This window comes from Alteromonas sp. 76-1 (assembly GCF_900654235.1).
In the GTDB taxonomy this organism is placed as follows: domain Bacteria; phylum Pseudomonadota; class Gammaproteobacteria; order Enterobacterales; family Alteromonadaceae; genus Alteromonas; species Alteromonas naphthalenivorans.
In genome coordinates this window covers 2688392-2712660 of sequence record NZ_LR136958.1, presented here as the reverse complement: position 1 = coordinate 2712660, position 24269 = coordinate 2688392, and the positions used below count along the sequence as shown (strand labels likewise).

The following is a 24269-nucleotide window of genomic DNA, read 5'->3' as shown; positions in this document are numbered from 1 at the left end:
GCAATAAAAATTAATCATCACTTCGTCCTTCAGCTCCTGTATATAATCCATTACTTCCGGATTGATCTGAAACAGGTAAGCCTGCTGATGTGTTAGAAAAAGAGCTTCTAACAACGAAATAAGTAATGGTTGGGCCAACAACCGGCACCAGCCAATTAACTATTAAGCAAAGAGTCATTGAGCTTTGTTTTTTAAAAAATGCCCTCTTGATACCTATGGCATTAACAAACGCTAAGACCAAATGTAGACAAGTAAAACCAACTATAAAATAGACAGTAGTCACATTAAACCTTTAGGCACATAACTTTAAGCTTTGGGGCGCAGATGCGTGGGGCATAATGGCGAAGCCGCCCCGCGTATAGGCGTCCCAGCGACCGGAGGGAGTGCCAACAGCGTTTTGTTAGGCGTACAACGGAAAGTACGCAGCTTTGCTGCCACCACTAGCCAAATGAGCCGCGTGTTTAAATTATTGAATTTAAGATAAAACAACCTTGTGCGAAATGCCAGATGTTAAGGGCATTGCTGGATAAAAGAGCGAGTTTAGACAACTTGTAGTGTTGAATGTTGGCGTTGCGGTGTTGACGAAAAGCGCGTTGCTAAAGCCATAAAAAATGCCACAAAAGCAAGCTTTAAAAACTACCTAGCGAAACAACCTTGATGTGGGAATGTCACGGTTGAACCCACTTTTTAATGCTGTAAGTAAATGACGCCTAACTTTAAGCTTTGGGGCGCAGATGCGTGGGGCATAATGGCGAAGCCGCCCCGCGTATAGGCGTCCCAGCGACCGGAGGGAGTGCCAACAGCGTTTTGTTAGGCGTACAACGGAAAGTACGCAGCTTTGCTGCCACCACTAGCCAAATGAGCCGCGTGTTTAAATTATTGAATTTAAGATAAAACAACCTTGTGCGAAATGCCAGATGTTAAGGGCATTGCTGGATAAAAGAGCGAGTTTAGACAACTTGTAGTGTTGAATGTTGGCGTTGCGGTGTTGACGAAAAGCGCGTTGCTAAAGCCATAAAAAATGCCACAAAAGCAAGCTTTAAAAACTACCTAGCGAAACAACCTTGATGTGGGAATGTCACGGTTGAACCCACTTTTTAATGCTGTAAGTAAATGACGCCTAACACTAAGCTTTGGGGCGCTAACATGGGGCTATAATCGCGAAGCGGCCCCGTGTTAGCGTCCCAGCGACCGGAGGGAGTGCCAACAGCGTTTTGTTAGGCGTACAACTGCAAGTACGCAGCTTTGCTGCCACCACTAGCCAATTAGGCCGCGCGTTTAAATTATTGAATTTAAGATAAAACAACCCTGTGCGAAAAGCTAGATGTTAACGGTAATGCTGGAAAAAAGAGCGAGTTTAAACAACTGGAGATGCAGAATGCTGGCGTTGCTGAGTTGATGAAAAGCGCGTTGCTAAAGCCGTTGAAACTAATGAGAAAGTAAGCCGTAAAGACAACCTAGCGAAATAACCTTGATGCTGGAATGTCATAACTGAACCAACATTTTAATGCTGTAAGTAAATGACGCCTAACTTTAAGCTAAGGGGCGCAGATACGTGGGGCATAATGGCGAAGCCGCCCCGCGTATAGGCGTCCCAGCGACCGAAGGGAGAGGCTTAAGCGCTTTGTTAGAAACAGAGCCTGTTCCATTGGCTTTTTTAAAAACTAATAAAGCCAGCATACGATTGATTGTTAAAGCAAACAAGCAAAATGCCAGCGCAGTGATGTTGCTGCTCTGACTGAAGCAAGCCGCTATTTGAACTAGCAAACGCAATGGCGCTTACCGAGTAAAATAAGAATTTGGCGATAAAGCGCCTATTGCGCAACCTTTGAAGTTAATGCGGCGAAGTTAAAACCACTAAAAGCCAGAGCGATTTTTGCAACAGTAGGTGAGGGCGGTTGAACTGATATTTTTATAAAGCCAAACGTAGTTTAGGCTGACGCGTTCTAACACCCCGCTTAGGGGCAATAACACGTGGGCTAAAATTTGGAGCGAAGCGACTGAGGCCACGTGTTATTGTCCCAGGGAGCTTGCGACCGATTACAGCGGCTTGTTAGTTCGCACCTGCTCTGAGCCACTGAATAACAGTATCCTCTAACGTCTGTGCAGATAGCACTTTATTAATAATTAAATCGCTTGTACCACGTGTTTGGGTGTTTGTCTCAATATAAACATCCCTTAAAAACTCATTATATTTGACCAAGTACTGACTTATATTTTTAAATGCGCCTTCTTCTGACTGCGCTATATTTCTGGAAATAATGCGAGAAAGACAGATATCAATAGGCATATCCAGCAATACTACCTTGTCTACTAGTGAAGAAATAGGTGCCCTGCATTTCCCAAATGGTTCTTCTACAAAGATGAACTCAGCTTTGGAGCTTGATACTAAATTCAGTAATGCTTTATCCATTCTAGGTGTTTTAATATCTGAGATATTCGCACCGTCAAGTAACCATTTCTTCATATCTGTGGGATATGTCTGTCCATCTACAAAGTCGTCGAAGAGAATTGATGGACACGACAGAGAATTAGACAGCTGGTTAACAAGGGAAGTTTTTCCACTTCCAGACATACCACTTATTGCTACTACTTTCATCTATTGAGTTTTGCCATTCCACGAAATTTAAGTGCGAACTAACTTTAAGCTAAGCGGCGCAGTTGCGTGGGGCATAATGGCGAAGCCGCCCCGCGTAATTGCGTCCGAACGACCGAAGGGAGTGACTTGAGCGCTTTGTTAGAAGCAGAGCCTGTTCCCTTGGCCTAGTTAAAAACTAATAAAGTCAGCATACGATTGATTATTAACACAAACAAGTAAAACAACAGCGCAGTGATGGTATTGATTTGACTGAAGCAAACCGCCCTATGAGTTGCCGAGTGCAATGGCGCTTGCCGAGTAAAATAAGAACTTGTTGGTAAAGCGCCTATTGCGCAACCTTTGAAGTAAGCGCGGTGACATTAAAACTACCAAAGCTTGGGCGATGTTGGAAACAACAGAATAGGGTGGTTGAACTGATATTTTTATAAAGCCAAATGTAGTTTAGGCTGACGCCTTCTAACGCTCGGCTAAGCCGCCGGAACTGAGTAGATTGTTTTGTGCGAGCGTAGCGGAAAAGCACAAAACGAGCAACGCAGTGGAGGTCGGTTTGAGCCGTTTGTTAGCAGTTTTATTGTGACACTTCATTTATAGTAAACTCGATTTTCAATGGCTTAAAAAAAGAGAAAATCCATAGACCAAACGCACATACACTACCGATTATTGCTGTAAAAATTAATGACATAAATACGGCCATTAAAGGACCAACAAATATTGCTTTGATACCTGTTACCGGCTGCTCGTTCCAGGTTAATGCTTCCATGCCAAAAGCGCCTAAGATGCCAAACAACACGAACAATGGGAGAAAGCCTACGGTTAACCCAATTGCAAACAATTTATACACAGTCCCTGCACTAACTTTCTTAACTTCAACTTGCTCCATGATTTCTCCTATTTCTATTTGACTGCTAACTTTAAGCTAAGGGGCGCAGATACGTGGGGCATAATGGCGAAGCCGCCCCGCGTATAGGCGTCCCAGCGACCGAAGGGAGAGGCTTAAGCGCTTTGTTAGAAGCAGAGCCTTTACCTTTGGACGTTTTAAAAACTAATAAAGCCAGCATACGATTGATTGTTAAAGCAAACAAGTAAAATGCCAATGGAGTAATGTTGGTGATTTGACTGGAGCAAGCCGCCATTTGAGCTACCAAGTGCAATGGTGCTTGCTGGATGAAAATGAGAACTTGGCGGTAAAGCGCCTATTGCGCAACCTTTGAATTTAAAGCGGCGAAGTTAAAACCACCGAAAGCCAGGGCGATGTTGGGAACAACAGGTGAGGGCGGTTGAATTGATATTTTTATACAGCCAAACGTAGTTTAGGCTGACGCCTTCTAACTTTTAAATAAGGGGCGCGGACGCGTAGGGCATAATAGCGAAGCGGCCCTGCGTGTTAGCGTCCCAGCCTGCGTTAGCAGGCGACTTGATTTTTTTGTTATGCGATTTTTAATAACAGCCTCGTTCTCTCATTGTTGGATGTTTTTGCTTTGCCATCCAAGGACTGCCGGAGGGACATTTTTTCTTGTGCGTCTAGGACTGACTCCGAACTCAGTAATGCTGTTGTGGTACCAAGAGTTGAATACCACTCTTCCGAAAATGTCGATATAAATTGAGACATAGCCGATGCACAGCTTTCTACTGAGCTTGTTTCTTCAGTGTATTCAAATTTGGCTGCAGCATTGAGTTCTTGCTCGATAGGACCAAATAATGCAACAAATTCCAAATTAGAGTTTAATGGCCTAACACACGTATGAATTCTAAAAAGCGGGCCGAAAGTGTATTTGTGTATATGAATGAATTGAACCAAATGCTCTCGTTCTCTAACCCAAAACGTTGGTTTGGTTCGCACAAAACCAAGTGGCTTAATTTGGTTCGTGAGTCTCCTCAAGGCTTTGTCTGCATTGGAACGTTCTAATTTTTTATCCATGTTCCACCAATCGCATAACTTTTAAATAAGGGGCGCAGGCACGTAGGGCATAATGGCGAAGCCGCCCTGCGTGTTTGCGTCCCAGCCCGCGCAGCGGGCGAACTTAATTTTTTTGTTATACATTTACTTTGTACTTTAAATCAACCGCCTCGTCGCCTGTAATTCCTCTAAAACCCCACTGATATTTTTCCTGCTCTTTGATGGTGATTTCTATGTCGATTGGCTCAATGCCAATGGCGGACTCTATTTCTTTGAAAAGTGTTTTAATAAGCTGCTTTTGCGTATCTGGCTTGCGACCTTTCATCAAATTGATTTCGATTACTGTGTAAGCATCGCTTCTGCCACCAGGATAATAAAAGTCTTCTTTTTCGAGAGGTACAAATCTATGTGCTCGTTTGTCTTCGGGCATACCGAGAACTGATTGCATGCAATAATGTATGGCATCTGAAAGTGCAGCTTTGATTGGATTGAGGTGTTGGTTTATTCCATATATTACAACCACTGATGTTTCCTTGATGTATAACTTTAAGCTAAGGGGCGCAGATACGTGGGGCATAATGGCGAAGCCGCCCCGCGTATAGGCGTCCCAGCGACCGGAGGGAGTGTACTTAAGCATTTTGTTAGAAGTGTCATGCTACCAACCCTCCAAATGTGTACCAACTTCTTTACCTTTTTCGAGGTCATCCTTTGCCAGGTAGCCAAACTTGTTATGCTCATTTCGCATGCTTAGCCTATGAAATGTAATGCAAAAAAGTAAATATACAAACCAGAAAAAGAACAATAACCCACTAAACAATAGTGCTTTCTCTACTAAATCTAGGCCATCTCTAAAAAATACAATCGGAATTCCAATTAGGGCAACAAGCCACGAAATATGTAGAAAAGAAACTTTTGCAGCGGTCTTTAAAATAGTTGAGTTGTAATAAGACATTTGCAGATCCTTCTGGCACTTCTAACTTTCACTTAACGGGCAATAACATGGGGCTACAATCGCGAAGCGGCCCCATGTTATTGTCCCAGCCCGCGTAGCGGGCGAACTTAATTTTTTTGTTATGTTGCGTGTTAAAAAAGAGCATACCAGATAAAACAATAAAAGATTAAAACGCCGATAGCTTTGAAGAATTCTAATCTATTAATTTTGTCACTTTTGGTAGACGTATAACCAAAGTGAACAAATACCATGGCCATCACTAATGGTAAAAGATAAAAGAACATACCAGTAAGGTATATCTTTTCTGATGGGGCCTTAGCTTGAATAAAAATAGATAGTACATAAGAGAAGAAGAAAAGTTGAACCGCTAGATACTTTGAAAAACTGCCTAAGGCCAGCGCTAGTTTATTTTGCATAGAGAATGTCTCTTTCCTTCAAGCCACATAACTTTAAGCTAAGCGGCGCAGTTGCGTGGGGCATAATGGCGAAGCCGCCCCGCGTAATTGCGTCCGAACGACCGAAGGGAGTGACTTGAGCGCTTTGTTAGAAGCAGAGCCTGTTCCCTTGGCCTAGTTAAAAACTAATAAAGTCAGCATACGATTGATTATTAACACAAACAAGTAAAACAACAGCGCAGTGATGGTATTGATTTGACTGAAGCAAACCGCCCTATGAGTTGCCGAGTGCAATGGCGCTTGCCGAGTAAAATAAGAACTTGTTGGTAAAGCGCCTATTGCGCAACCTTTGAAGTAAGCGCGGTGACATTAAAACTACCAAAGCTTGGGCGATGTTGGAAACAACAGAATAGGGTGGTTGAACTGATATTTTTATAAAGCCAAATGTAGTTTAGGCTGACGCCTTCTAACGCCTCGTTAAGAGGCAAAAAATTGTTGGCTAAAATTAGCGACGAAGGAGCAAAAGCCAACTGTTTTTTGTCCTTTTAAACGACTTGTTAAGTTACCTATTTAGACGGTATAAGCCACATTCATTAGCCCATTTTTCTATTTTTTCTGCGTGCTTAGGATTACGTAAATAGAAAATATTGGTGTCGTCCCAGCTTTCAAAATACACTGCTTCCAGCTCAGGCAACACCAATTTATAAAAGCGGCTACTATCTACATTGTGCTGAGCGCACATTAGATAACTTTCTTTAGCTGTAGCTGAGGTGAATTTGCGAAACTGCGGTTTGGCTGAACTCCAACGACCTTTGAATGTAAAGTTTAAAACTTCGGTGTTTTCTATTAGTTTTTTCGCAAATTTAACGAATTTTGAATCTCTACTTTGTTGCTCCTTTTCAGGAACATCGGATAAGTATTTGATTGAGTCTTCCGCTCCCAGCCAGCGGTCGAAAACTGAAACCGCCATGTAAGTGTATGCATGTGTTTCTTCGACAGCACACAATTTATCAAGATCTGGAAATTTATCTCGCAAGTCTGTTTGACCTTTTTTATCCAATGCTAGAAATTTACGCATATCTTCTCTGGTAACTTAACACCCCACTAAGGGGCGATAACACATGGGCTAAAATTAGGAACGAAGTGACGCAGCCCATGTGTTAGCGTCCCAGCGAGCGAAGCGAGAGCCTTGAGTGGTTTGTTATGTGCGTTTAAAAACAGCAGCACATTAACCACGCATATAACGGACAAACTTAAGCGTTTGCTTGACCGCAAAAAAAGCCATAAATACTACAGCTACTATAGAAACTATAAACACGAACCAGGTAGGAAAAAAATTTAGGAATCTGGCCTTTCTGCTCACTAGCTCGAAAGCTGTTCCGTTTTGCCATGCTTGGAAAACAGATTTTGACATCCAGCCAGTTGCAACAGTTACTACCCAATAAAAGAGAGCTGCCAAAAAAGCAATCTCAGTATCGCCGTTTTCTTTTTGCATGTTACTCCAAGCACATAACTTTAAGCTAAGGGGCGCTAGCATGTGGGCTAAAATCCGAACGAAGTGAGTCAGCCCACATGTTAGCGTCCCAGCGACCGAAGGGAGTGGCTTGAGCGTTTTGTTAGGCGTACAACTGAAAGTACGCAGCTTTGCTGCCACCACTAGCCGATTAGCCAGCTTGTTTAAATTATTGAAAATAAGATAAAACAACCCTGTGCGAAAAGCCAGATGTTAACGGCATTGCTGGATAAAAGAGCGAGTTTAGAAAGCTGGTGATGTTGAATGTTGGCGTTGCGATGTTGATGAAAAGCCCGTTGCTAAAGCCGTTGAAACAACCGAGAAAGCTAGCCGCGAACACGACCTAGCGGAACAACCTTGATGCTGGAATGTCACGTTTGAACCCACATTTTAATGCTGTAAGTAAATGACGCCTAACTTTTAAATAAGGGGCGCAGACATGTGGGGCATAATGGCGAAGCCGCCCCGCGTGTATGCGTCCCAGCGAACGAAGTGAGTGACTTAATTTTTTTGTTATACGAACCACCCAAAACAACCACGAGTGTTATTTCTCTTTGTTTTTGGGTTTTGCTTTAGGCCGCCAAAAGACAGGCTTTCGGACTGCCGCTGGCTTTTCTAGCTTGATTGCAGATGTTAAAAGCTGCTTGAACCATAGCAATAACCATACAACAAGCTCTGCTAGTAGAACAAAAACAAGTAGAAAAAAATCAAATACGCCAATAGTTGAGCCTGCTGCGACAAAAACACCCGAGACTAATTCAATAATAAATGTGCAGGCAGCTATGGCAGCTTCAACAATCATTATTACTAAAGCAAAAAGAGCTTCTATCACTAAACATCCCTGTTCGTATAACACCCCACTAAGGGGCGATAACACATAGGCTAAAATTAGGAACGAAGTGACGCAGCCTATGTGTTAGCGTCCCAGCGAGCAGCGCGAGCGCCTTTAGTGTTTTGTTATATGCTACTCTTAAAAATCTTAATACTACCACTAGTAAACGCACCACTGTCGTATCGTTTTATAGAAGTAGCGAGTTCTTCCAAAGTACAACACTCTAGTTCAGTTCGAAATGGTAATGTATTGTGATTTGTTGAGACTGCACTTACGCGAATTTGTGACGACATTTCATCGAGCCATGCGTAAAACAATTTATCGTTACCAACATTACTTGAACTGTATATCGACAAAACACGGGATAAAAACAACTCAATATCCCTTTTAGTGGTTAGAGTAGTATCCTGCTTACTAAAACCGAATGAAACCAGGTTTTCATTGGCTTCCTGATTTATATCTGAAGAACTTTGAAGAGTTAGTTTTTCTTCTAGTTGTTTTAATTCTTTATTTAAAATCATGAGATGCTTACTGGCATATAACTTTTAAATAAGGGGCGCAGACATGTGGGCTATAATGCGAAGCAGCCCACGTGTATGCGTCCCAGCGAACGAAGTGAGTGACTTTATTTTTTTGTTAGGTGTGGTCATAAATAAACCTAAGCACCTTTTCCGAGCCATCCTCTAAATCTACAGTTGAATCTAGTGTTGCACCAGAGGATTCTATGAGCTTTGCAGAAGCAATATTACTTTTGTAGCAGTGAATATGCACGGCTGTAATATCTATTTTATTTGCCTGTTCGATGGTTTGAGATAGCAGGCGTTTTCCAACGCCCTTGCCTCGATAACTGGGCCTGATACCTAAACCTATATGTCCGCCAGCATGTTTTAATGAGTCGTTTAGTGTGTGGCGTAAATGGGAGCAGCCAACGATTTCTTGATTTTCGATGAGCCAGAAAGTGGTATTAGGCACCATATGATTGGGTAAGTTGATACCCTTTGAATAATTGCTTAACAACTGAACGAAAGCAGGAAAGTTTGAACAATCTAAATCCATTGGATAGGGATAGCGTTCTTCGCTACCCAATTCCTTGATGTAGTCCAAATAACTATTTTCGAATTCAACTAAAGGATTAATGAGCATTCAATATCCGAGAAGCACCTAACTTTAAGCTAAGGGGCGCAGATACGTGGGGCATAATGGCGAAGCCGCCCCGCGTATAGGCGTCCCAGCGACCGAAGGGAGAGGCTTAAGCGCTTTGTTAGAAGCAGAGCCTTTACCTTTGGACGTTTTAAAAACTAATAAAGCCAGCATACGATTGATTGTTAAAGCAAACAAGTAAAATGCCAATGGAGTAATGTTGGTGATTTGACTGGAGCAAGCCGCCATTTGAGCTACCAAGTGCAATGGTGCTTGCTGGATGAAAATGAGAACTTGGCGGTAAAGCGCCTATTGCGCAACCTTTGAATTTAAAGCGGCGAAGTTAAAACCACCGAAAGCCAGGGCGATGTTGGGAACAACAGGTGAGGGCGGTTGAACTGGAATTTTTATAAAGCCAAACGCAGTTTAGGCTGACGCCTTCTAACTTTAAGCTAAGGGGCGCAGATACGTGGGGCATAATGGCGAAGCCGCCCCGCGTATAGGCGTCCCAGCGACCGAAGGGAGAGGCTTAAGCGCTTTGTTAGAAGCAGAGCCTGTTCCTTTGGCCTTATTAAAAACTAATAAAGCCAGCATACGATTGATTGTTAAAGCAAACAAGCAAAATGCCAGCGCAGTGATGTTGCTGGTCTGACTGAAGCAAGCCGCCATTTGAACTAGCAAACGCAATGGCGCTTACCGAGTAAAATAAGAATTTGGCGATAAAGCGCCTATTGCGCGACCTTTGAATTTAAAGCGGCGAAGTTAAAAGCACCTAAAGCCAGAGCGATGTTGCGAACAACAGGTGAGGGCGGTTGAACTGATATTTGTATTAAGCCAAATGCAGTTTAGGCTGACGCCTTCTAACTTCCCGCATAACGGGCAAATATATGTAGGCTAAAATACCAAGCGAAGCGCAGGGGGCCTACATATATTTGTCCCATGCGAGCGAAGCGAGTGTTTATGCGCTTGTTAGGCATTGATTTTAGTGAGCAGCAGGAAAAAACACAGCATAGAGCTAGCGAAACACAAGGCTGCAATAAGAGATCTTAGGTATATCCAGTTTTTACGCGTTGGGAGACCTCCTAACAGTGTGTTTAGCAAACCAAACTTAAACTGAGGAGGACCAACAAGTCTTCTGACACTTGCTTCCGACATACTTAGAGCCGTCATCGCAGCAAAGAGCATAAGCAACAAACTAGCCATTGATAGATACTGATGTTTCTCAAAGACTTCTTTAAACACCGACCCCAGGAGAGTCACCTGTGCTCCCAGTGCCGCCAAAAACAGCGTAGAAACTGATTTCCCGTAATTAATAAGTAACTTGTATTTTTCGATTACCAGCTCTGTTTTATTCATTCTTCACCATGTAGGCCTAACGCCCGCATAACAGGCAAAAATACGTAGGCTACAATACCAAGCGAAGCGCAGGGAGCCTACGTGTTTTTGTCCCTTGCGAGCGCAGCGAGAGTTTATGCGTTTGTTAGCTGCAGGCTACTCGATTTTATAAATTTCTATACTACCTACTTTTTTTCCTTCCGCGCTACCACCGTGGTGATGGTATGGACGACGAAAAAAGAACTCTACGTTTGTATTTTTTGTGATAAATGCGTATTCAATTTTTGCACGCTTAAAAGTAGAAATCGCAGCTTTTATAGCAGCCTCATGTGTATCAAATACCTGATCATCTTTTTGTAAATTTCCACTTTGTCGTAGCACTCGTAAAAGGTATTTTCCACCACTCTGAAGTGTTGATGTTGCAACTAGTTGGTCGAGGTAGACGACACTGTCGTCATTCGGATCGTCAAGCTGCTGTTCACGTTTGGAAATTGTCGCCCATGTAATTATCGCCATAATTACACCAAGTATTAATCCTACAATTGTATTGGTTTGTTCATCCATGTTTCACCTGCAGCTAACACTAAGCTTTGGGGCGCTAACATGGGGCTATAATCGCGAAGCGGCCCCGTGTTAGCGTCCCAGCGACCGGAGGGAGTGCCAACAGCGTTTTGTTAGGCGTACAACTGCAAGTACGCAGCTTTGCTGCCACCACTAGCCAATTAGGCCGCGCGTTTAAATTATTGAATTTAAGATAAAACAACCCTGTGCGAAAAGCTAGATGTTAACGGTAATGCTGGAAAAAAGAGCGAGTTTAAACAACTGGAGATGCAGAATGCTGGCGTTGCTGAGTTGATGAAAAGCGCGTTGCTAAAGCCGTTGAAACTAATGAGAAAGTAAGCCGTAAAGACAACCTAGCGAAATAACCTTGATGCTGGAATGTCATAACTGAACCAACATTTTAATGCTGTAAGTAAATGACGCCTAACTTTAAGCTAAGGGGCGCAGATACGTGGGGCATAATTGGCGAAGCCGCCCCGCGTATAGGCGTCCCAGCGACCGAAGGGAGTGGCTTAAGCGCTTTGTTAGAAGCAGAGCCTGTACCTTTGGCCTTATTAAAAACTAATAAAGCCAGCATACGATTGATTGTTAAAGCAAACAAGCAAAATGCCAGCGCAGTGATGTTGCTGATCTGACTGAAGCAAGCCGCCATTTGAACTAGCAAACGCAATGGCGCTTACCGAGTAAAATAAGAATTTGGCGATAAAGCGCCTATTGCGCGACCTTTGAATTTAAAGCGGCGAAGTTAAAAGCACCTAAAGCCAGAGCGATGTTGCGAACAACAGGTGAGGGCGGTTGAACTGATATTTGTATTAAGCCAAATGCAGTTTAGGCTGACGCCTTCTAACTTTTAAATATGGGGCACAAACAGGCAGGCTACAATGGCGAAGCCGCCTGCTTGTTTGTGTCCCAGCCCGCCTGCGGGCGACATAATTTTTTTGTTAGGTGCGTGCATGATTGAAAAAACGCTCCGCTTGCTTTGCTAAAACTGGCAACTGACCAAAATCAGTTAAGATACTTGAAGTTACGTGCCACTCCTCAGGGTGTCCATGCATATCGCTGAGCTGAAATGAAAGCCGAACCTCGCCCAAAGACGAACAAGTAGCAGAAATACTAAACTGGCTTTCTAGCGACTGCCATTCGATTACTGATTTCCACGGTTTAGAAAATGAAGCGAGTTTATTTAACCAGTTAGAAATGCCGTTTTCATCGGTATAGGTGCAAACTCGCACTGATGCTGAAACAACACCAGACAAATCGACAGTAACGTACTCAGGCTCAAGGGAAGAGAACCTTAATGAGTTATTTGATATTGATGAGACTATTGAAAATTCCATTTACCCTGAAGCACCTAACAATTTAGTGTACGGAAAAAATCCTTTATGCAAGGTGGAAAATTTCCATATTTCATTGATTTATTGTCTCAGTCTATTTTTTAAGCTCCTGATTGGCAAGTCATTATTAATAACTCCTAAAGCACACCAAAAGAAAGGCGGAAAAATTCCGTAATAAATCGGACTTATGCAACTAAGCATTTATTTGTATAAATAAACAGTGTTTTCGCAAAGTTATTTTTGTCTGATTAATCTCAAATTCCGCAGTAGTAATTCTTTTGCTGTAAGTAAACCTAAAAATAATCATGTTGATACAAATAGGCATTTTTTAGCGATTATTACGCCTGATAAATCTAGCTTTCAAGCACTATAATGCACTTTATGGTGCGGTTTGAATGTAAAGCACGTCACAAAGACTAACACCGGTTACCACAAGCAAGGCGGTGACTGCGTAATTAACATTGGCAGGTAATTTTATGGCGACTAATAACCCATTTGGCCCTAAAGGTTGGACTCCCGAGCGTTTGGGGTCTCTTTCGGGGAAAACGTTTCTCATCACTGGCGCAAATAGTGGGGCGGGGTTTCAGGCTACGCGAATCTTGTTGTCAAAAGGGGGAAGCGTGGTAATGCTAAATCGTAACCCTAGCAAATCAGAAGCGGCCATCGCCAAGCTACAAACCGAGTTTGGTGATGAAGCTAAAGTCAGCTTTATACCTTTAGATTTAGCGGAATTGGCGTCAGTAAGGCGCGCGTCGCAAGAAATATTAGAAAAGGTGCCTAAAATCGATGCGCTTATGTGTAATGGTGCAATTGCTCAAATCTCCACACAACAGCTAACTGTCGATGGGTTTGAAAGTCAGTTAGGGGTAAACCATTACGGTCATTTTTTATTATGTGGTTTGCTCTTTGAAAGAATTGAAGCATCAAAAGGCAGAATTGTTGTGGTGTCTAGTGAAGGCCACAAAATGGGATTAAGAGCCATTCAGTTCGATGACATGAATTGGGATAAGAACTACCATCCAAATAAAGTGTACAGCCAAAGTAAGCTAGCTCAAATGATGTTTGCCTATGAACTCCAAGACAAAATCAAAGCGGCTGGAAAAAATGTGAAGGTATACGTTTGTCACCCTGGGGCTTCTAATACTTCTCTTATTAGGGAAAGCGCGAGTTTAATGACCCGAATTTCGTGGGCATTTATGGTTAAGATCGGCCTGGCGCAAACGGCTGAAAAGGGCGCGTACCCAGAGGTAATGTGTGCCACCGAAGAAAACTTAAAAGAGCGTGCTTATTATGGCCCAACGGGGCTAATGAATTTTGGTGGCCCGGTAGGTGAGGGTAAGCTTGAATCATTTGTTGTGCAGAAAGACGCGTTAACTCGGTTATGGGCGCTTTCTGAGAAAGAAACTGCTATTAACTGGCCACTTTAATTTAATAAGAAAGGCGCTTTATACTTGGGCTCAAAGATGAAAAAATTAATTTTTGGTGTGGGTATCAGTATGTTAATAACAATGAATTCATCGGCTAACAATAGTAGTCAGTTAAGCAATACTCAACAGGCTGCTCAAAGCTTTGAACAAAACTCCGCTCAAATCTTAATACAAGATATTGAGGGTAATATTTATCGCACTGTGAAAATTGGCGATAGAGTCTGGCTGGCTGAGAATTTAAGGTCGACTAAATTTCAGGACGGTACCCCGGTTAATACGGGTTTCGTCCCGGATGATAACGACAAAAATTTATCAAGCTATGGCAGGCTTTATGATTGGAATGATGTTTCCAACTCGCGAAATATTTGTCCTGCGGGATGGCGTGTGGCATCAGATGAAGACTGGAAATCGCTAGAGGCAGCTATTGGTATTGCCGAATCTGATCTTGATAAAGAAGGATGGAGAGGCGAGAAAGACGTGGCTATTACACTTAAAGCTGCGCAGCCAAATACTTTGTTTAAGCGTTTTGACCAGTCGCAAGTCAATAAGTATAAATTTTCTGCTACGCCAGCGGGTGTAAAGCTTGGTAATTGGTATATAACCCAAGGCATGTATACTGAGTTTTGGACAAGCAGTAATGCCACTGAAAAAGAGGCTTTTGCAAGAACACTTGCCTATTCGTGGTGGAACTCTCATAAGGGAGAAATTCGCCGAACTAAACTCAAAAAGAGTTATATGTTATCGGTTAGGTGCGTAAAAATTTAGGTTAAATGATGCTCCGAACAGTTGTTTTAACGGTTTTATTGCTAGTGCTTTTTCTAACTACGGGTTGTGCTACCTCTGAAGCGAAGCCGCTTAATTACCAAGTCGATGATGAGATTGTTGTGCTAGCCCACGGGTTGGGTAGAAGTGATTGGGCAATGTGGCGTTTTGCTAAGCGGTTGGAGAACGCGAACTATAAAGTATGTCTATTAGACTACGCTACCATCGGGGTCAGTGTGGCTTCGGTATTAGATGAAACAGCCAGCCAAATAGATGTGTGCCTACAAAATGCCCCCAAAGTACATTTTGTAGGGCACTCGCTTGGTGGTTTAGTCATTAGAGCATACTTGCAAAATCATGAAGAAGCCTTAGAAGTCGTGAACGTGGGAAAGGTAGTACTGGTAGGTACACCGAACAAAGGCAGTGAATTAGCCGATCATTATAATGACAGCTGGTTAATGAACCTAGGTGGGGGAATTAGCCGTGCATTAGTCACTGGCACTAGAAGCTTGGGCAATAACCTTGATGTGGTAGATTTCACTATTGGCATTATTGCGGGCACTAAGCCGTTAGGCTTAACGAACGACAGGTTCAACGGGCCAAACGATGGTCTGGTATCAGTAGAGTCTACTAAATTGGAAGGCATGACTGATTTTATCACCATCGACGTTGGCCATTCTCAAATGCGATATAGCGAAGAAGTGGCAAAGCAAACTGTTCATTTTTTACAAAAAGGCGCATTTGACCACTAGCGCCATGCTGCTCACCTTTGTTAGGTGAGCGTTTCGTAATTAGTAAATACTTTATAAAGCTGTGTGCCACTTAATACCGATGCAGACGGAAAGTGCAAAATAGGGATTAAATCGCAAGGAGCGTTTAATAAGCGGCTGCCATTATCGTTATCAAGCTCGTCAATATTTAGAATTTTCGCAAGGGGCTCACCAGCCTTAATGCTTTCCCCCGGTTTTGCCAGGTATTCCACCATGCCGCCCCAGTCAGTAAACAGGGTTTTATAGTCTTTTAGCATTACCCCTAACCGAGTCATATCATTAGGCTTAACATCACAATTGTGCAGTGCGCTTTTTGCATTTAGGTAACTGAGTATACTAAGTGCATCCACATCGCCCTCGGTGAAATTAATCACCTCTTGGCTACCCATTTCAAGCGTAAAAGCTTCAACGTTAAACTCAATATTTCGCTGCAGGTTTGCCTCAATACTTTCTTGTAGCGTCCACCATGGGCAAAAAGTAGCTTCATCTAACGCACCAGCAAAAACGTTGGGAATAAAAATACAATGGGGTATGTTAAACAAACTAGCGCTAGGCTTAGCATATTCAGGCACATAAATATGGCGTGTTGAAACAGGGCCGTTATGCAAATCCAGTACAAAATCAGCGTTCACCGCTAATTGCTGTAGTTTTAAGTTTAGCTGCTGTGCTAAGCCCAAACCCCAAGGTGTGGCAAGCTTGGTATCTATCGCGTTTGATAAAAACGTTCTGAAACGCTGCTTTATGCCTTGTATCGACTCTTCTGGGGTAACGGTGTTAGCAAATTGCTCAACACTGTCTTTGTCAAAATGATAGCCTCGGTTCCAATTGGTGCCGTTGACAGGGTCGAAGCGGCCCATGGTGTATTCGCCGGCTTTTATATTAGTGCCCACGGGGTTGCAATTGGGTACCAAGATAACTTCACCACAAATATCCATGTCTTTTAAGCGTTGGATCAGGTGGTATATCACTACGTTACCTTGCACTTCGGCGCCATGTATCGAACTTTGAATGTATACGGTAGGGCCGGGTCTTGCGCCTCGCATTCTATAAATGGGCACATTCATGTTTCTGCCAGAGGCGTTTTGCGCCACGACAATATGCTGCTTAACAACCTCAGTTGTCATAACTCTCTCTTTTTGGTTCGTTGTTATTCATGTCGTTGTTAGTTATTGATGCTCTCGTTAGCGCTAATGCTAGTACTTATATTAGTGCTTATATAAGTACTTATGCAGGAACTTATAAAATGCCCATGCTAATACTTGTTTTACTCATATGCGCTAACCTTCATTAACCTCTTTATTCTGATTACCACAAACATCACACTGTAGGGTGGCGGGTAGCGTCCATTGTTGCCATTCATGCTGCAAACCATCGAAGGTCAACAAGGTATTTACCGGCACTGAACCTACTCCCATTAATACCTGCATGGCAAGCAGTGCTTGGTAGGTCCCTACAATGTTCACGATGGGCGAAAAAATCCCTGCTTCGGTACAGCTTAATTCAGGCGCGCTAAATAACCTGCGTAAACACGCATAGCATTGGCTTTCGCCGGGTTTAGCTACGAATAATTGACCTTCAAAGCGAATGGCTGCCCCAGAAATTAAAGGAACGCCGTGTTTATAACACAAGCGGTTTATAAGGTCGCGGCTTTGAGTATTATCGGTGCAATCAAGCACAATGTCGTGCTCGCTAAACAGTTTGTGGGTATTGATTTCAGCTTTCTCTAACGCAGAAGCACCTCTCATAGTAGCCCCTCCCTCTGCGCTGTCTGACTCAGTGCGTTCTTCTCCCGCGCGGTTTCCAGCAGTAAGTGGCATATTGTCTTGAAGCAAACTCGCTTCAATACTGACAATTTCACAATCGCTATTTATTTGCGATAGTCTGACTTTCGCTGCCATCACTTTTGACTGTCCAACTTGGCTTTCATCGAACAAGGTTTGGCGGGGGAGGTTGGTATGCTCAACAATATCGTTGTCTATCAGCGTAATTTTGCCCACACCACTGCCACATAAGCTCGTGGCCGCCGCATTACCTAAACCGCCTACGCCAATTATTAGAATGCGAGACGACGCCAACAATTCCTGACCATCAATATCAACTTGAGGCAGTACAATTTGCCGGTTGTATCGCATTACCTGCTTAGTAGATAGCGGGGTTTTCATTTACGCATTAACCTTAGTGTAAAAATAAGTGAGCAAGTAAGGCACAGTAGCAAAAAGGAAACTGGTTGCCCAAGTAATTGACATCCAAGCTATTGAATACAATGCTTTTACCCTCATAGATAAATTGTATTATTTACGTTGTGCTTTTTAGCTTTACCACTATTTTTAATTCATATTGGTACAAGGCAATGAGTCATGCTCCCAATCCACAACAATTTTCAAGTTGGGCGCAGCATGTTATAAAATCGACTCTTTATAACAGCTCAGCGTCTGACTAAAAAACCGGAGCGCCGCTGGCGCAGTATATGTTGCCACATACATCAATGTGGTAAGCTGAACGTAACATGATGTATTAATTTAGGCGTACTTTATCAAAGCCTGAATAAATGTCGCATATCAATTTAGGATTTCTTATGTCTGTAGTTAGTCAGCCGCTTAATTTGGCGGTACTTACCATTTCTGACACCCGCACACTTGAAAATGATAAGTCAGGGGATTATTTAACTAACGCATTAAATACTGCGGGGCATAACTTAGGCGACAGAGCCTTAGTAAAAGACGATATCTATCAGCAGCGCGCTATAGTGTCGGCGTGGATAGCAAACCCCGATATTCACGGTATATTAATTACCGGTGGCACGGGCTTCACCCACAGAGACTCTACGCCAGAAGCTATCAGTGTGTTGTTCGATAAACAGGTCGATGGCTTTGGTGAATTGTTTCGCCAGGTAAGCTACGAAGAAATTGGTACTTCTACCATTCAGTCTCGCGCTATTGCTGGTTTTGCCAACAATACCGTGATCTTTTGCTTACCAGGCTCTACAGGCGCCTGTAAAACCGGTTGGGAAAAAATTATTGCTAGCCAGCTAGATGTCGATTTTAAACCCTGTAATTTCGTTAAACACTTGGTGTCGTAATGGCCACATTTAGTCATTTAAATGCAGGCGGCGAAGCTAACATGGTGGATGTTAGCGATAAAGCAGTAACCGTCAGAGAAGCCACTGCCCAAGGGTATTTATATACCAGTCCAGAGGTAATCGCCCAAATAAGTAATGCTACTATTGCCAAGGGCGACGTATTTGCCGTTGCGCGTATTGCAGGTATTCAGGGGGCAAAGCGATGCGCCGATCTCATTCCGTTGTGCCATCCTCTTGCGCTCTCGAAAGTAGATGTAAACTTTGCCATCGAGCCCGAAAATAACCGCATAAAAACCACCTGTTTTTGTAAACTAAGTGGCAAAACAGGGGTAGAGATGGAAGCTCTTACCGGTGTGAACGTGGCGCTGCTTACCTTGTTTGATATGTGTAAAGCTATCGATCCGGGTATGCGCTTAGAAGGCATTCAGGTACTCGATAAAAAAGGGGGTAAAACGGGTCATTGGCAGAGCATCAATGAGCCGGCTAGCAGCCACATCAACGACAATAAATCACTAGGTGAGTAAATTACCTTCATAGGAATCAACATGAATGTAACCGTGAAAACCTTTGCGCAATTACGTGAAATTACCCAAGAAGGTAGCTTTACGTTAACGCTGCCTGATAGCGCCATCACCATGGGTGACGTTATTACCTTGCTACAAAGTCGAAGTGACAAATGGGTGCAAGCTCTTGGTGCCTCTGCTGGTAGCGAGAATGGCAGTGTATTAATGGCGCGAAACCAGCAACTGTGCGACATACAAACTCATGTGCAAGCCGGTGATGAACTCGCTTTTTTTCCACCGGTAACGGGGGGGTAAACCATGTTCGCATTAATTGGCGACGCCGACTTCGATCAACAGTGGTTATACAATCGCTTACGCCAAGAAGCTAGCAAAAAAGCCAAAGGCAATGTAGGCGCTATTGTTACTTTTACCGGCTTGGTACGAGACAACAATGTCGATGGCAATATTTTAGGCATTGAGCTTGAACATTACCCTGGCATGACAGAACAAGCCCTAACCAACTTAGTGCAAGAAGCCATCACTCGATTTTCGCTAACCTCGGCAGGCGCGGTTCACCGTGTGGGTCGATTATATAACGACGAGCAAATAGTCTGGGTTGGCACTGCCGCACCCCATCGCGCCGCAGCATTTGAAGGCGCAAACTTTTTAATGGATATGCTTAAGCAATCTGTACCGCTATGGAAAAAAGAGTTCACCCGAGATGATTCACGTTGGGTTGACGTAAAAGCCTCAGACGACAAGGCCGCTTTGGCCTGGTTGCGAGAAAAATAGCAATGGCGGTTAGCGCAATGTTTTCCGCGTGTTCAAGCGCGCAAAATGGTAACCCTAGAGGCCGCGCAGGTACGTTCCTATCTGTTGTTTTTTTTACTCTGTGTCTTGTCTGTAATGCGGCAGAATCAAACACTACTCTCTCTTCATATGAAGATGCCGCCACTTATGACACGGCAGTGCCCATATTGTCTTCGCCATTACAAATTGCAGTAGCTGCAAATTTTGCTAAACCTTTACGCACCATCGCCAATGATTATTTCAAGAAAAGCGGGCAAGAAGTAAGCGTAACTGTTTCTTCCAGTGGAACTCTATTTGCGCAGCTTACCCATGGTGCACAATTTGACGTATTCCTCTCTGCCGATACTGCCAGGCCTAATGCGTTGATAAAGGCAGGGCGTGTAAACGCTGAAGATGTGCATGTTTACGCTAAAGGTAGGTTGGCCTTTCTGTCTTCTCATACTACAGCTTCAACACCACACTTTACTGCTGGGGCATTGGCTGGGAAAAAGCTGGCTATCGCTAACCCTAAACTCGCTCCTTATGGCAACGCAGCAAAGCAGTATCTTGTTAATACCAATCAGTGGAATGCTGTTTCCCCCCATATTGTGATGGGTAAAAACGTACTTCAAACCTATCAGTTTTTTACTACAGGTAACGCCGATTATGCCTTGGTGGCATACTCCCTCGCCCTGGCTGATAAGCGAATTAATGAGGCTAATGAGCGCGATGTGGATGAGGCTGGGGCAATACTCATTCCCGACACCCTACATCAACCAATATTACAAAGCCTTGCAGTTACCGCCGCAGCCGATAGAAAAGCCGCAGCATCTGCATTTGCTCGTTACTTATTGTCATTAGACGTACAGGGGAATTTGCCCAAATGGGGTTATCAACCCGCTGATGATTCATTATCGGTTAGCGTAACTTCCAGTATTAATGAGAACACGCGAGTAGATAACCGTGCCACTAGGGGCTTACCATAAATGTTAGAAAATAGCGCCTTTGCCGCAGTAGGGTTAACCCTAAAACTGGCCTTTTTAACCAGCGTGCTGTTAATGGTATTGGTTACTCCTCTGGCGTGGAAGTTGGCAAATTGGCAACATAAATTAAAACCCGTATTCATGTCGGTGCTTGCATTGCCTTTGGTGCTTCCGCCCACCGTGCTTGGCTTTTACTTGTTAGTGGCTTTTTCGCCACAAAGTCCCGTTGGGGAAGGGTGGCAATGGCTCACCGGTCATCAACTTGCGTTTAGTTTTGAAGGCTTGGTGGTAGGCTCTTTTATTTACTCATTACCCTTTGCGCTGCAGCCCTTGTATAGCGGCTTTACTCAACTCGATAAACGCTATATTGAAGTGGCGCATTCATTAGGCTTTGGAAAAATAGAGACGTTTTTCAGCATCATACTTCCTTTGTGCAAAGCCCCATTTATAGTGGCATTCGGCCTTAGCTTTGCCCATACCATTGGTGAATTTGGTGTGGTGCTAATGATTGGGGGGAATATTCCAGGCGAAACCCAAGTGCTCTCAATTGCATTGTATGAACATGTTGAAGCCTTAGAATATGGCCAAGCACATGCACTTTCGTTGGGGCTACTATTGTTTTCATTTTTACTGCTTACGCTGCTGTATCGCTTTAATGGAAAAGGAGGGCAAGGTTGGAGTTCAATGTCTCGTTAGAAAATCGCATTAGTGCGAAAGCCGCATTGCCATATTCCATGCAGGTACTGGGTATTACCGGGCCATCAGGTGCAGGTAAAAGCAGCTTACTTCGTGCGCTAGCTGGGTTTGAACAAGAAGCATCAGTAAGTGTTAATTGGTTTGCTGAAGACGCTAAACCTATTGCTAGCGCAACAGTTAACGCGCATTCAGAAACCGAGGAAATGAAGGTAAATAGCGCGCCCATCAGGGGGCGGGTGGGTTTGGTATTTCAGCAGCCTATGCTATTTCCTCATGTAAATGTAAAAGGCAATTTAGCACTGGCCGAACGTCATGCTGGCTCAAAGGCGTTAACAGTTGAACATGCTATTGCTGGTTGTGAGTGCAAACATTTGCTGCACAAATCAATAGACAGCCTTTCAGGTGGAGAAGCGCAGCGGGTGGCGCTAGCGCGCGCACTGGTTAATGGGCCAGATGTGCTGATGCTTGATGAGTCGTTAAGCGCATTAGATGCAACGTTACGCAGCAAAATCTTACGATTTCTAGTAAAAACTTGTGGTCAGTTAAATATAAAATTGATCATGGTGTCTCACGATGTTCAAGACTTGGCTCTATTCTGTGATGGGCTGATATCTGTAGTTGATGGCGCGGTAGAGGCGACGGGTTCAGTTGCTTACGTTATGGCGAAAATCGCTAGCCAAGGAAGCATAGAAAACCCCTGTGCCATTTTAGAAGGTGAGATAATTAAGAACTCGGATGATTTTCCTCACCCGTTTACGCGTTTGAATGTAAGCGGCAATATATTGTACGCCAAAGCTACCGTGCAATGTGATAGTAAACTGAATACGAATAATAAAGATGAGCAAGGGTTAAGCACTGACCAGCATCACCAGCGAGGAAAAATAGCCGTTTTTGCCAGCGAGGTAAGTATCGATACCAATACACAAGTGAACGTGCCCTCTAGCAGTATCTTAAACGCGTTACCGTGTGAAGTGGTGGAAATTTACCACCCTGAAACACCGCAATCTGAAAACCAGCAACTACAAACCGCAATCGTGATGCTATCCCATGGTAATCAAGCGTTGTATGCCAGAGTAAGCACCTTGTCGATTGAAAGGTTGAAACTTGAACCTGGTTTATCCGTGGTGGCCAGGTTCAAACTTCAGTAGGTTTGTAAAGCGTTTTAAAGTGCTGCGTTTACTATTCCTAGGTACTAACTTGCTAGCGCTAAGTTCTCTAGATCTAAGTTTCCTAGATCTAAGTTTTCTAGGCCTAAATTCCCAGCCTTATATTCCCACTTTCTAAATTGCCGCTGAATAGCGAGAGATATGATGATCTTTATTTAGGTAAGCATCAAACCTTGCACATATTGCTCTTATGTAAATACGAGACTTATCGGGCACATTAATATATCGGTCACTCAGCTCAATAATACCGTCGGTCACTAACGATTTAAGGCTCGTTAATTCAATACAAAAATAGCCATTGAATTTAATGTCATATTTATCTTCAATGTCTTTTTTATCTAAATACAAATTGCACATTAAAGACATAATAACGTCTCGGCGAATGCGATCGTCTAGACTTAACGCAATGCCATTGGCGGTTAGGGGGATGTCGTTATCCAATCTGTTGTAATAGTCTTTAAGGTGCTTAGGATTCTGACCATATGCATTGCCTATTGTACTAATAGCCGATACCCCTAAGCCAAGCAAATCACTGTTTTTATGCGTGGTGTAACCTTGAAAATTTCGGTGCAATACATGGTTGTGCTTAGCCATGGCTAGGGTATCGCTGGGCTTCGCGAAATGATCTAAACCAATCATCTCAAAACCTGTTTTAGTGAAGCTTTCTACTGCCATTTGGTGCAGTGCTGCTTTTTCATCAGGGGTAGGTAAGGAATCTAGCGGTATTTTTCGTTGAGCTGCGAATCTGTCGGGTAAATGGGCATAACTAAAAAGAGAGATTCTGTCGGGTGACATGGCTTTTACTGCTACTACCGTGGTACGAAACTTCTCCATGGTCTGTTTGGGCAAACCATAAATTAAGTCCAAATTGACCGAGGTGTAGCCTATATTTTTTGCATCAAACACCAAACTGGCAATGTGCGCCGTACTTTGAACCCGATTGATAGACTGCTGAACATCCACATTAATATCTTGCACACCGAAGCTAACGCGGGTGTAACCTAACTCATATAAATCTTCTAAGTACTCACTCGCTACATTTCTAGGATCTAACTCAATCGAAAACTCTGCTTCGCTTGAAATAAGAAAGTGTTTCTTAATCAAATACATTAAATAAGTATGTTGTATTGCTGAAAGAAAACTGGGAGATCCTCCACCTAAATGAAGCGCGACTACTTTTTTATCTTTATAAAGCGACTTTTTCGCTACCATCTCTTTTTCAATATAGCTAAGGTAATGGTCGGCTTTTTCATTATGGCGAGTCACAATTTTATTGCAGCCACAGTAATAGCAAAGTTCTTCGCAGAAAGGGATGTGAATATATAAGCTTATGGTATCGGCACCGCAGTTTTCAGACGCGCTCTCTAATAAGCCGTCATTTACCGCTTCAAACTTAAGTGCAGTAGGGTAAGAAGTGTAACGTGGCGCCTGTTGTGCATACTTTGTAATTGTACTTGTGGCTTGTTCAATTGGCGAATTCATAGTTATTTTCTGCTTAGTTTGCTAGTAAGGTAGCGAAAGACTTATATACAGGGA

Annotated in this window: 30 protein-coding genes; 12 read left to right on the top strand and 18 right to left on the bottom strand. The window is 43.3% G+C overall.

Annotated features, from left to right (window positions below):
• Positions 1-10 precede the first annotated feature (10 nt).
• From ALT761_RS11685 to ALT761_RS11620, 12 genes are all read right to left on the bottom strand, one after another.
• The gene (locus ALT761_RS11685) at positions 11-283 is read right to left on the bottom strand and encodes a hypothetical protein (RefSeq protein ID WP_129738887.1); all 273 of its coding nucleotides are present in this window, start codon (positions 281-283) and stop codon (positions 11-13) included.
• Between the two features lie 1770 nt (positions 284-2053).
• The gene (locus ALT761_RS11675) at positions 2054-2599 is read right to left on the bottom strand and encodes a hypothetical protein (protein WP_129738885.1); all 546 of its coding nucleotides are present in this window, start codon (positions 2597-2599) and stop codon (positions 2054-2056) included.
• Between the two features lie 568 nt (positions 2600-3167).
• On the bottom strand, positions 3168-3479 hold the full coding sequence (locus ALT761_RS11670; protein WP_129736221.1) for a hypothetical protein: 312 nt from the start codon (positions 3477-3479) through the stop codon (positions 3168-3170).
• A 546-nt stretch (positions 3480-4025) separates the two neighbouring features.
• Positions 4026-4517: a hypothetical protein gene (locus ALT761_RS11660; RefSeq protein ID WP_129738883.1), complete on the bottom strand. Its 492-nt coding sequence runs from the start codon at positions 4515-4517 to the stop codon at positions 4026-4028.
• 115 nt (positions 4518-4632) lie between these two features.
• On the bottom strand, positions 4633-5019 hold the full coding sequence (locus tag ALT761_RS11655; RefSeq protein WP_129738881.1) for a tautomerase family protein: 387 nt from the start codon (positions 5017-5019) through the stop codon (positions 4633-4635).
• Positions 5020-5151: 132 nt separating this feature from the next.
• Positions 5152-5448 carry a hypothetical protein gene (locus tag ALT761_RS11650; protein WP_044056461.1) on the bottom strand — a complete coding sequence of 99 codons (297 nt, stop codon included), beginning with the start codon at positions 5446-5448 and terminating at the stop codon, positions 5152-5154.
• 131 nt (positions 5449-5579) lie between these two features.
• Entirely contained in the window at positions 5580-5864 is a 285-nt protein-coding gene (locus tag ALT761_RS11645; RefSeq protein WP_129738879.1) for a hypothetical protein, read from the bottom strand.
• Positions 5865-6405: 541 nt separating this feature from the next.
• On the bottom strand, positions 6406-6921 hold the full coding sequence (locus tag ALT761_RS11640) for a hypothetical protein (protein WP_129738877.1): 516 nt from the start codon (positions 6919-6921) through the stop codon (positions 6406-6408).
• Between the two features lie 150 nt (positions 6922-7071).
• Positions 7072-7338: a hypothetical protein gene (locus ALT761_RS11635; RefSeq protein ID WP_129738875.1), complete on the bottom strand. Its 267-nt coding sequence runs from the start codon at positions 7336-7338 to the stop codon at positions 7072-7074.
• Positions 7339-7900: 562 nt separating this feature from the next.
• On the bottom strand, positions 7901-8188 hold the full coding sequence (locus ALT761_RS11630; RefSeq protein ID WP_129738873.1) for a hypothetical protein: 288 nt from the start codon (positions 8186-8188) through the stop codon (positions 7901-7903).
• 125 nt (positions 8189-8313) lie between these two features.
• A complete protein-coding gene (locus ALT761_RS11625; protein WP_126872739.1) occupies positions 8314-8709 on the bottom strand; it encodes a hypothetical protein in 396 nt (131 codons plus the stop codon).
• A gap of 115 nt (positions 8710-8824) precedes the next feature.
• A complete protein-coding gene (locus ALT761_RS11620) occupies positions 8825-9331 on the bottom strand; it encodes a GNAT family N-acetyltransferase (protein WP_126874083.1) in 507 nt (168 codons plus the stop codon).
• Positions 9332-9797: 466 nt separating this feature from the next.
• Here ALT761_RS11620 and ALT761_RS20620 point away from each other — a divergent pair, with 466 nt between their 5' ends.
• Positions 9798-9980 carry a hypothetical protein gene (locus ALT761_RS20620; RefSeq protein WP_172602879.1) on the top strand — a complete coding sequence of 61 codons (183 nt, stop codon included), beginning with the start codon at positions 9798-9800 and terminating at the stop codon, positions 9978-9980.
• 317 nt (positions 9981-10297) lie between these two features.
• On the opposite strand, the gene ALT761_RS11605 is transcribed toward ALT761_RS20620, so the two are convergent.
• A complete protein-coding gene (locus tag ALT761_RS11605; RefSeq protein WP_129738871.1) occupies positions 10298-10684 on the bottom strand; it encodes a hypothetical protein in 387 nt (128 codons plus the stop codon).
• A gap of 135 nt (positions 10685-10819) precedes the next feature.
• Complete coding sequence (locus ALT761_RS11600; protein WP_129738869.1) at positions 10820-11227, bottom strand: hypothetical protein; 408 nt, start codon at positions 11225-11227, stop codon at positions 10820-10822.
• A 413-nt stretch (positions 11228-11640) separates the two neighbouring features.
• On the opposite strand from ALT761_RS11600, the gene ALT761_RS11595 reads away from it, so the two are divergent.
• Positions 11641-11859: a hypothetical protein gene (locus tag ALT761_RS11595; protein WP_129738867.1), complete on the top strand. Its 219-nt coding sequence runs from the start codon at positions 11641-11643 to the stop codon at positions 11857-11859.
• A gap of 306 nt (positions 11860-12165) precedes the next feature.
• Here the strand turns inward: ALT761_RS11595 and ALT761_RS11590 are convergent, their stop codons facing one another.
• Positions 12166-12561, bottom strand: a complete 396-nt coding sequence (locus ALT761_RS11590; protein ID WP_032096110.1) for a DUF6228 family protein — start codon at positions 12559-12561, stop codon at positions 12166-12168.
• 473 nt (positions 12562-13034) lie between these two features.
• On the opposite strand from ALT761_RS11590, the gene ALT761_RS11585 reads away from it, so the two are divergent.
• Genes ALT761_RS11585 through ALT761_RS11575 form a run of 3 tightly spaced genes read left to right on the top strand, consistent with a single transcriptional unit; the run spans position 13035 to position 15499 of the window.
• Entirely contained in the window at positions 13035-13985 is a 951-nt protein-coding gene (locus ALT761_RS11585; RefSeq protein ID WP_129738865.1) for an SDR family oxidoreductase, read from the top strand.
• Between the two features lie 36 nt (positions 13986-14021).
• The gene (locus ALT761_RS11580) at positions 14022-14750 is read left to right on the top strand and encodes a fibrobacter succinogenes major paralogous domain-containing protein (RefSeq protein WP_129738863.1); all 729 of its coding nucleotides are present in this window, start codon (positions 14022-14024) and stop codon (positions 14748-14750) included.
• Between the two features lie 8 nt (positions 14751-14758).
• On the top strand, positions 14759-15499 hold the full coding sequence (locus ALT761_RS11575; RefSeq protein ID WP_232043442.1) for a lipase family alpha/beta hydrolase: 741 nt from the start codon (positions 14759-14761) through the stop codon (positions 15497-15499).
• A gap of 20 nt (positions 15500-15519) precedes the next feature.
• On the opposite strand, the gene ALT761_RS11570 is transcribed toward ALT761_RS11575, so the two are convergent.
• Positions 15520-16641, bottom strand: a complete 1122-nt coding sequence (locus ALT761_RS11570; RefSeq protein WP_129738859.1) for a succinylglutamate desuccinylase/aspartoacylase domain-containing protein — start codon at positions 16639-16641, stop codon at positions 15520-15522.
• 153 nt (positions 16642-16794) lie between these two features.
• Positions 16795-17679: a HesA/MoeB/ThiF family protein gene (locus ALT761_RS11565; protein WP_129738857.1), complete on the bottom strand. Its 885-nt coding sequence runs from the start codon at positions 17677-17679 to the stop codon at positions 16795-16797.
• Between the two features lie 413 nt (positions 17680-18092).
• On the opposite strand from ALT761_RS11565, the gene moaB reads away from it, so the two are divergent.
• The 7 genes from moaB to ALT761_RS11530 are packed head-to-tail and all read left to right on the top strand — an operon-like array spanning position 18093 to position 22715.
• Positions 18093-18596 carry a molybdenum cofactor biosynthesis protein B gene (moaB, locus tag ALT761_RS11560; protein WP_129738855.1) on the top strand — a complete coding sequence of 168 codons (504 nt, stop codon included), beginning with the start codon at positions 18093-18095 and terminating at the stop codon, positions 18594-18596.
• The gene (gene moaC / locus ALT761_RS11555) at positions 18596-19120 is read left to right on the top strand and encodes a cyclic pyranopterin monophosphate synthase MoaC (RefSeq protein WP_129738853.1); all 525 of its coding nucleotides are present in this window, start codon (positions 18596-18598) and stop codon (positions 19118-19120) included. Before moaB ends, moaC begins: the two co-directional genes overlap by 1 nt.
• Before the next feature lie 21 nt (positions 19121-19141).
• Entirely contained in the window at positions 19142-19414 is a 273-nt protein-coding gene (locus ALT761_RS11550; protein WP_129738851.1) for a MoaD/ThiS family protein, read from the top strand.
• Positions 19415-19417: 3 nt separating this feature from the next.
• On the top strand, positions 19418-19891 hold the full coding sequence (locus ALT761_RS11545; protein ID WP_129738849.1) for a molybdenum cofactor biosynthesis protein MoaE: 474 nt from the start codon (positions 19418-19420) through the stop codon (positions 19889-19891).
• A 2-nt stretch (positions 19892-19893) separates the two neighbouring features.
• Positions 19894-20874, top strand: coding sequence for a molybdate ABC transporter substrate-binding protein (gene modA, locus ALT761_RS11540; protein WP_129738847.1), 981 nt, complete (start codon positions 19894-19896; stop codon positions 20872-20874).
• Complete coding sequence (modB, locus tag ALT761_RS11535) at positions 20875-21567, top strand: molybdate ABC transporter permease subunit (RefSeq protein WP_129738845.1); 693 nt, start codon at positions 20875-20877, stop codon at positions 21565-21567.
• Positions 21546-22715 (top strand): ATP-binding cassette domain-containing protein, encoded by a 1170-nt coding sequence (locus ALT761_RS11530; protein WP_129738843.1) that lies wholly within the window; start codon positions 21546-21548, stop codon positions 22713-22715. Before modB ends, ALT761_RS11530 begins: the two co-directional genes overlap by 22 nt.
• A 132-nt stretch (positions 22716-22847) precedes the next feature.
• Here the strand turns inward: ALT761_RS11530 and hemN are convergent, their stop codons facing one another.
• Positions 22848-24215, bottom strand: coding sequence for an oxygen-independent coproporphyrinogen III oxidase (hemN, locus tag ALT761_RS11525; protein WP_129738841.1), 1368 nt, complete (start codon positions 24213-24215; stop codon positions 22848-22850).
• Positions 24216-24269: the final 54 nt, after the last annotated feature.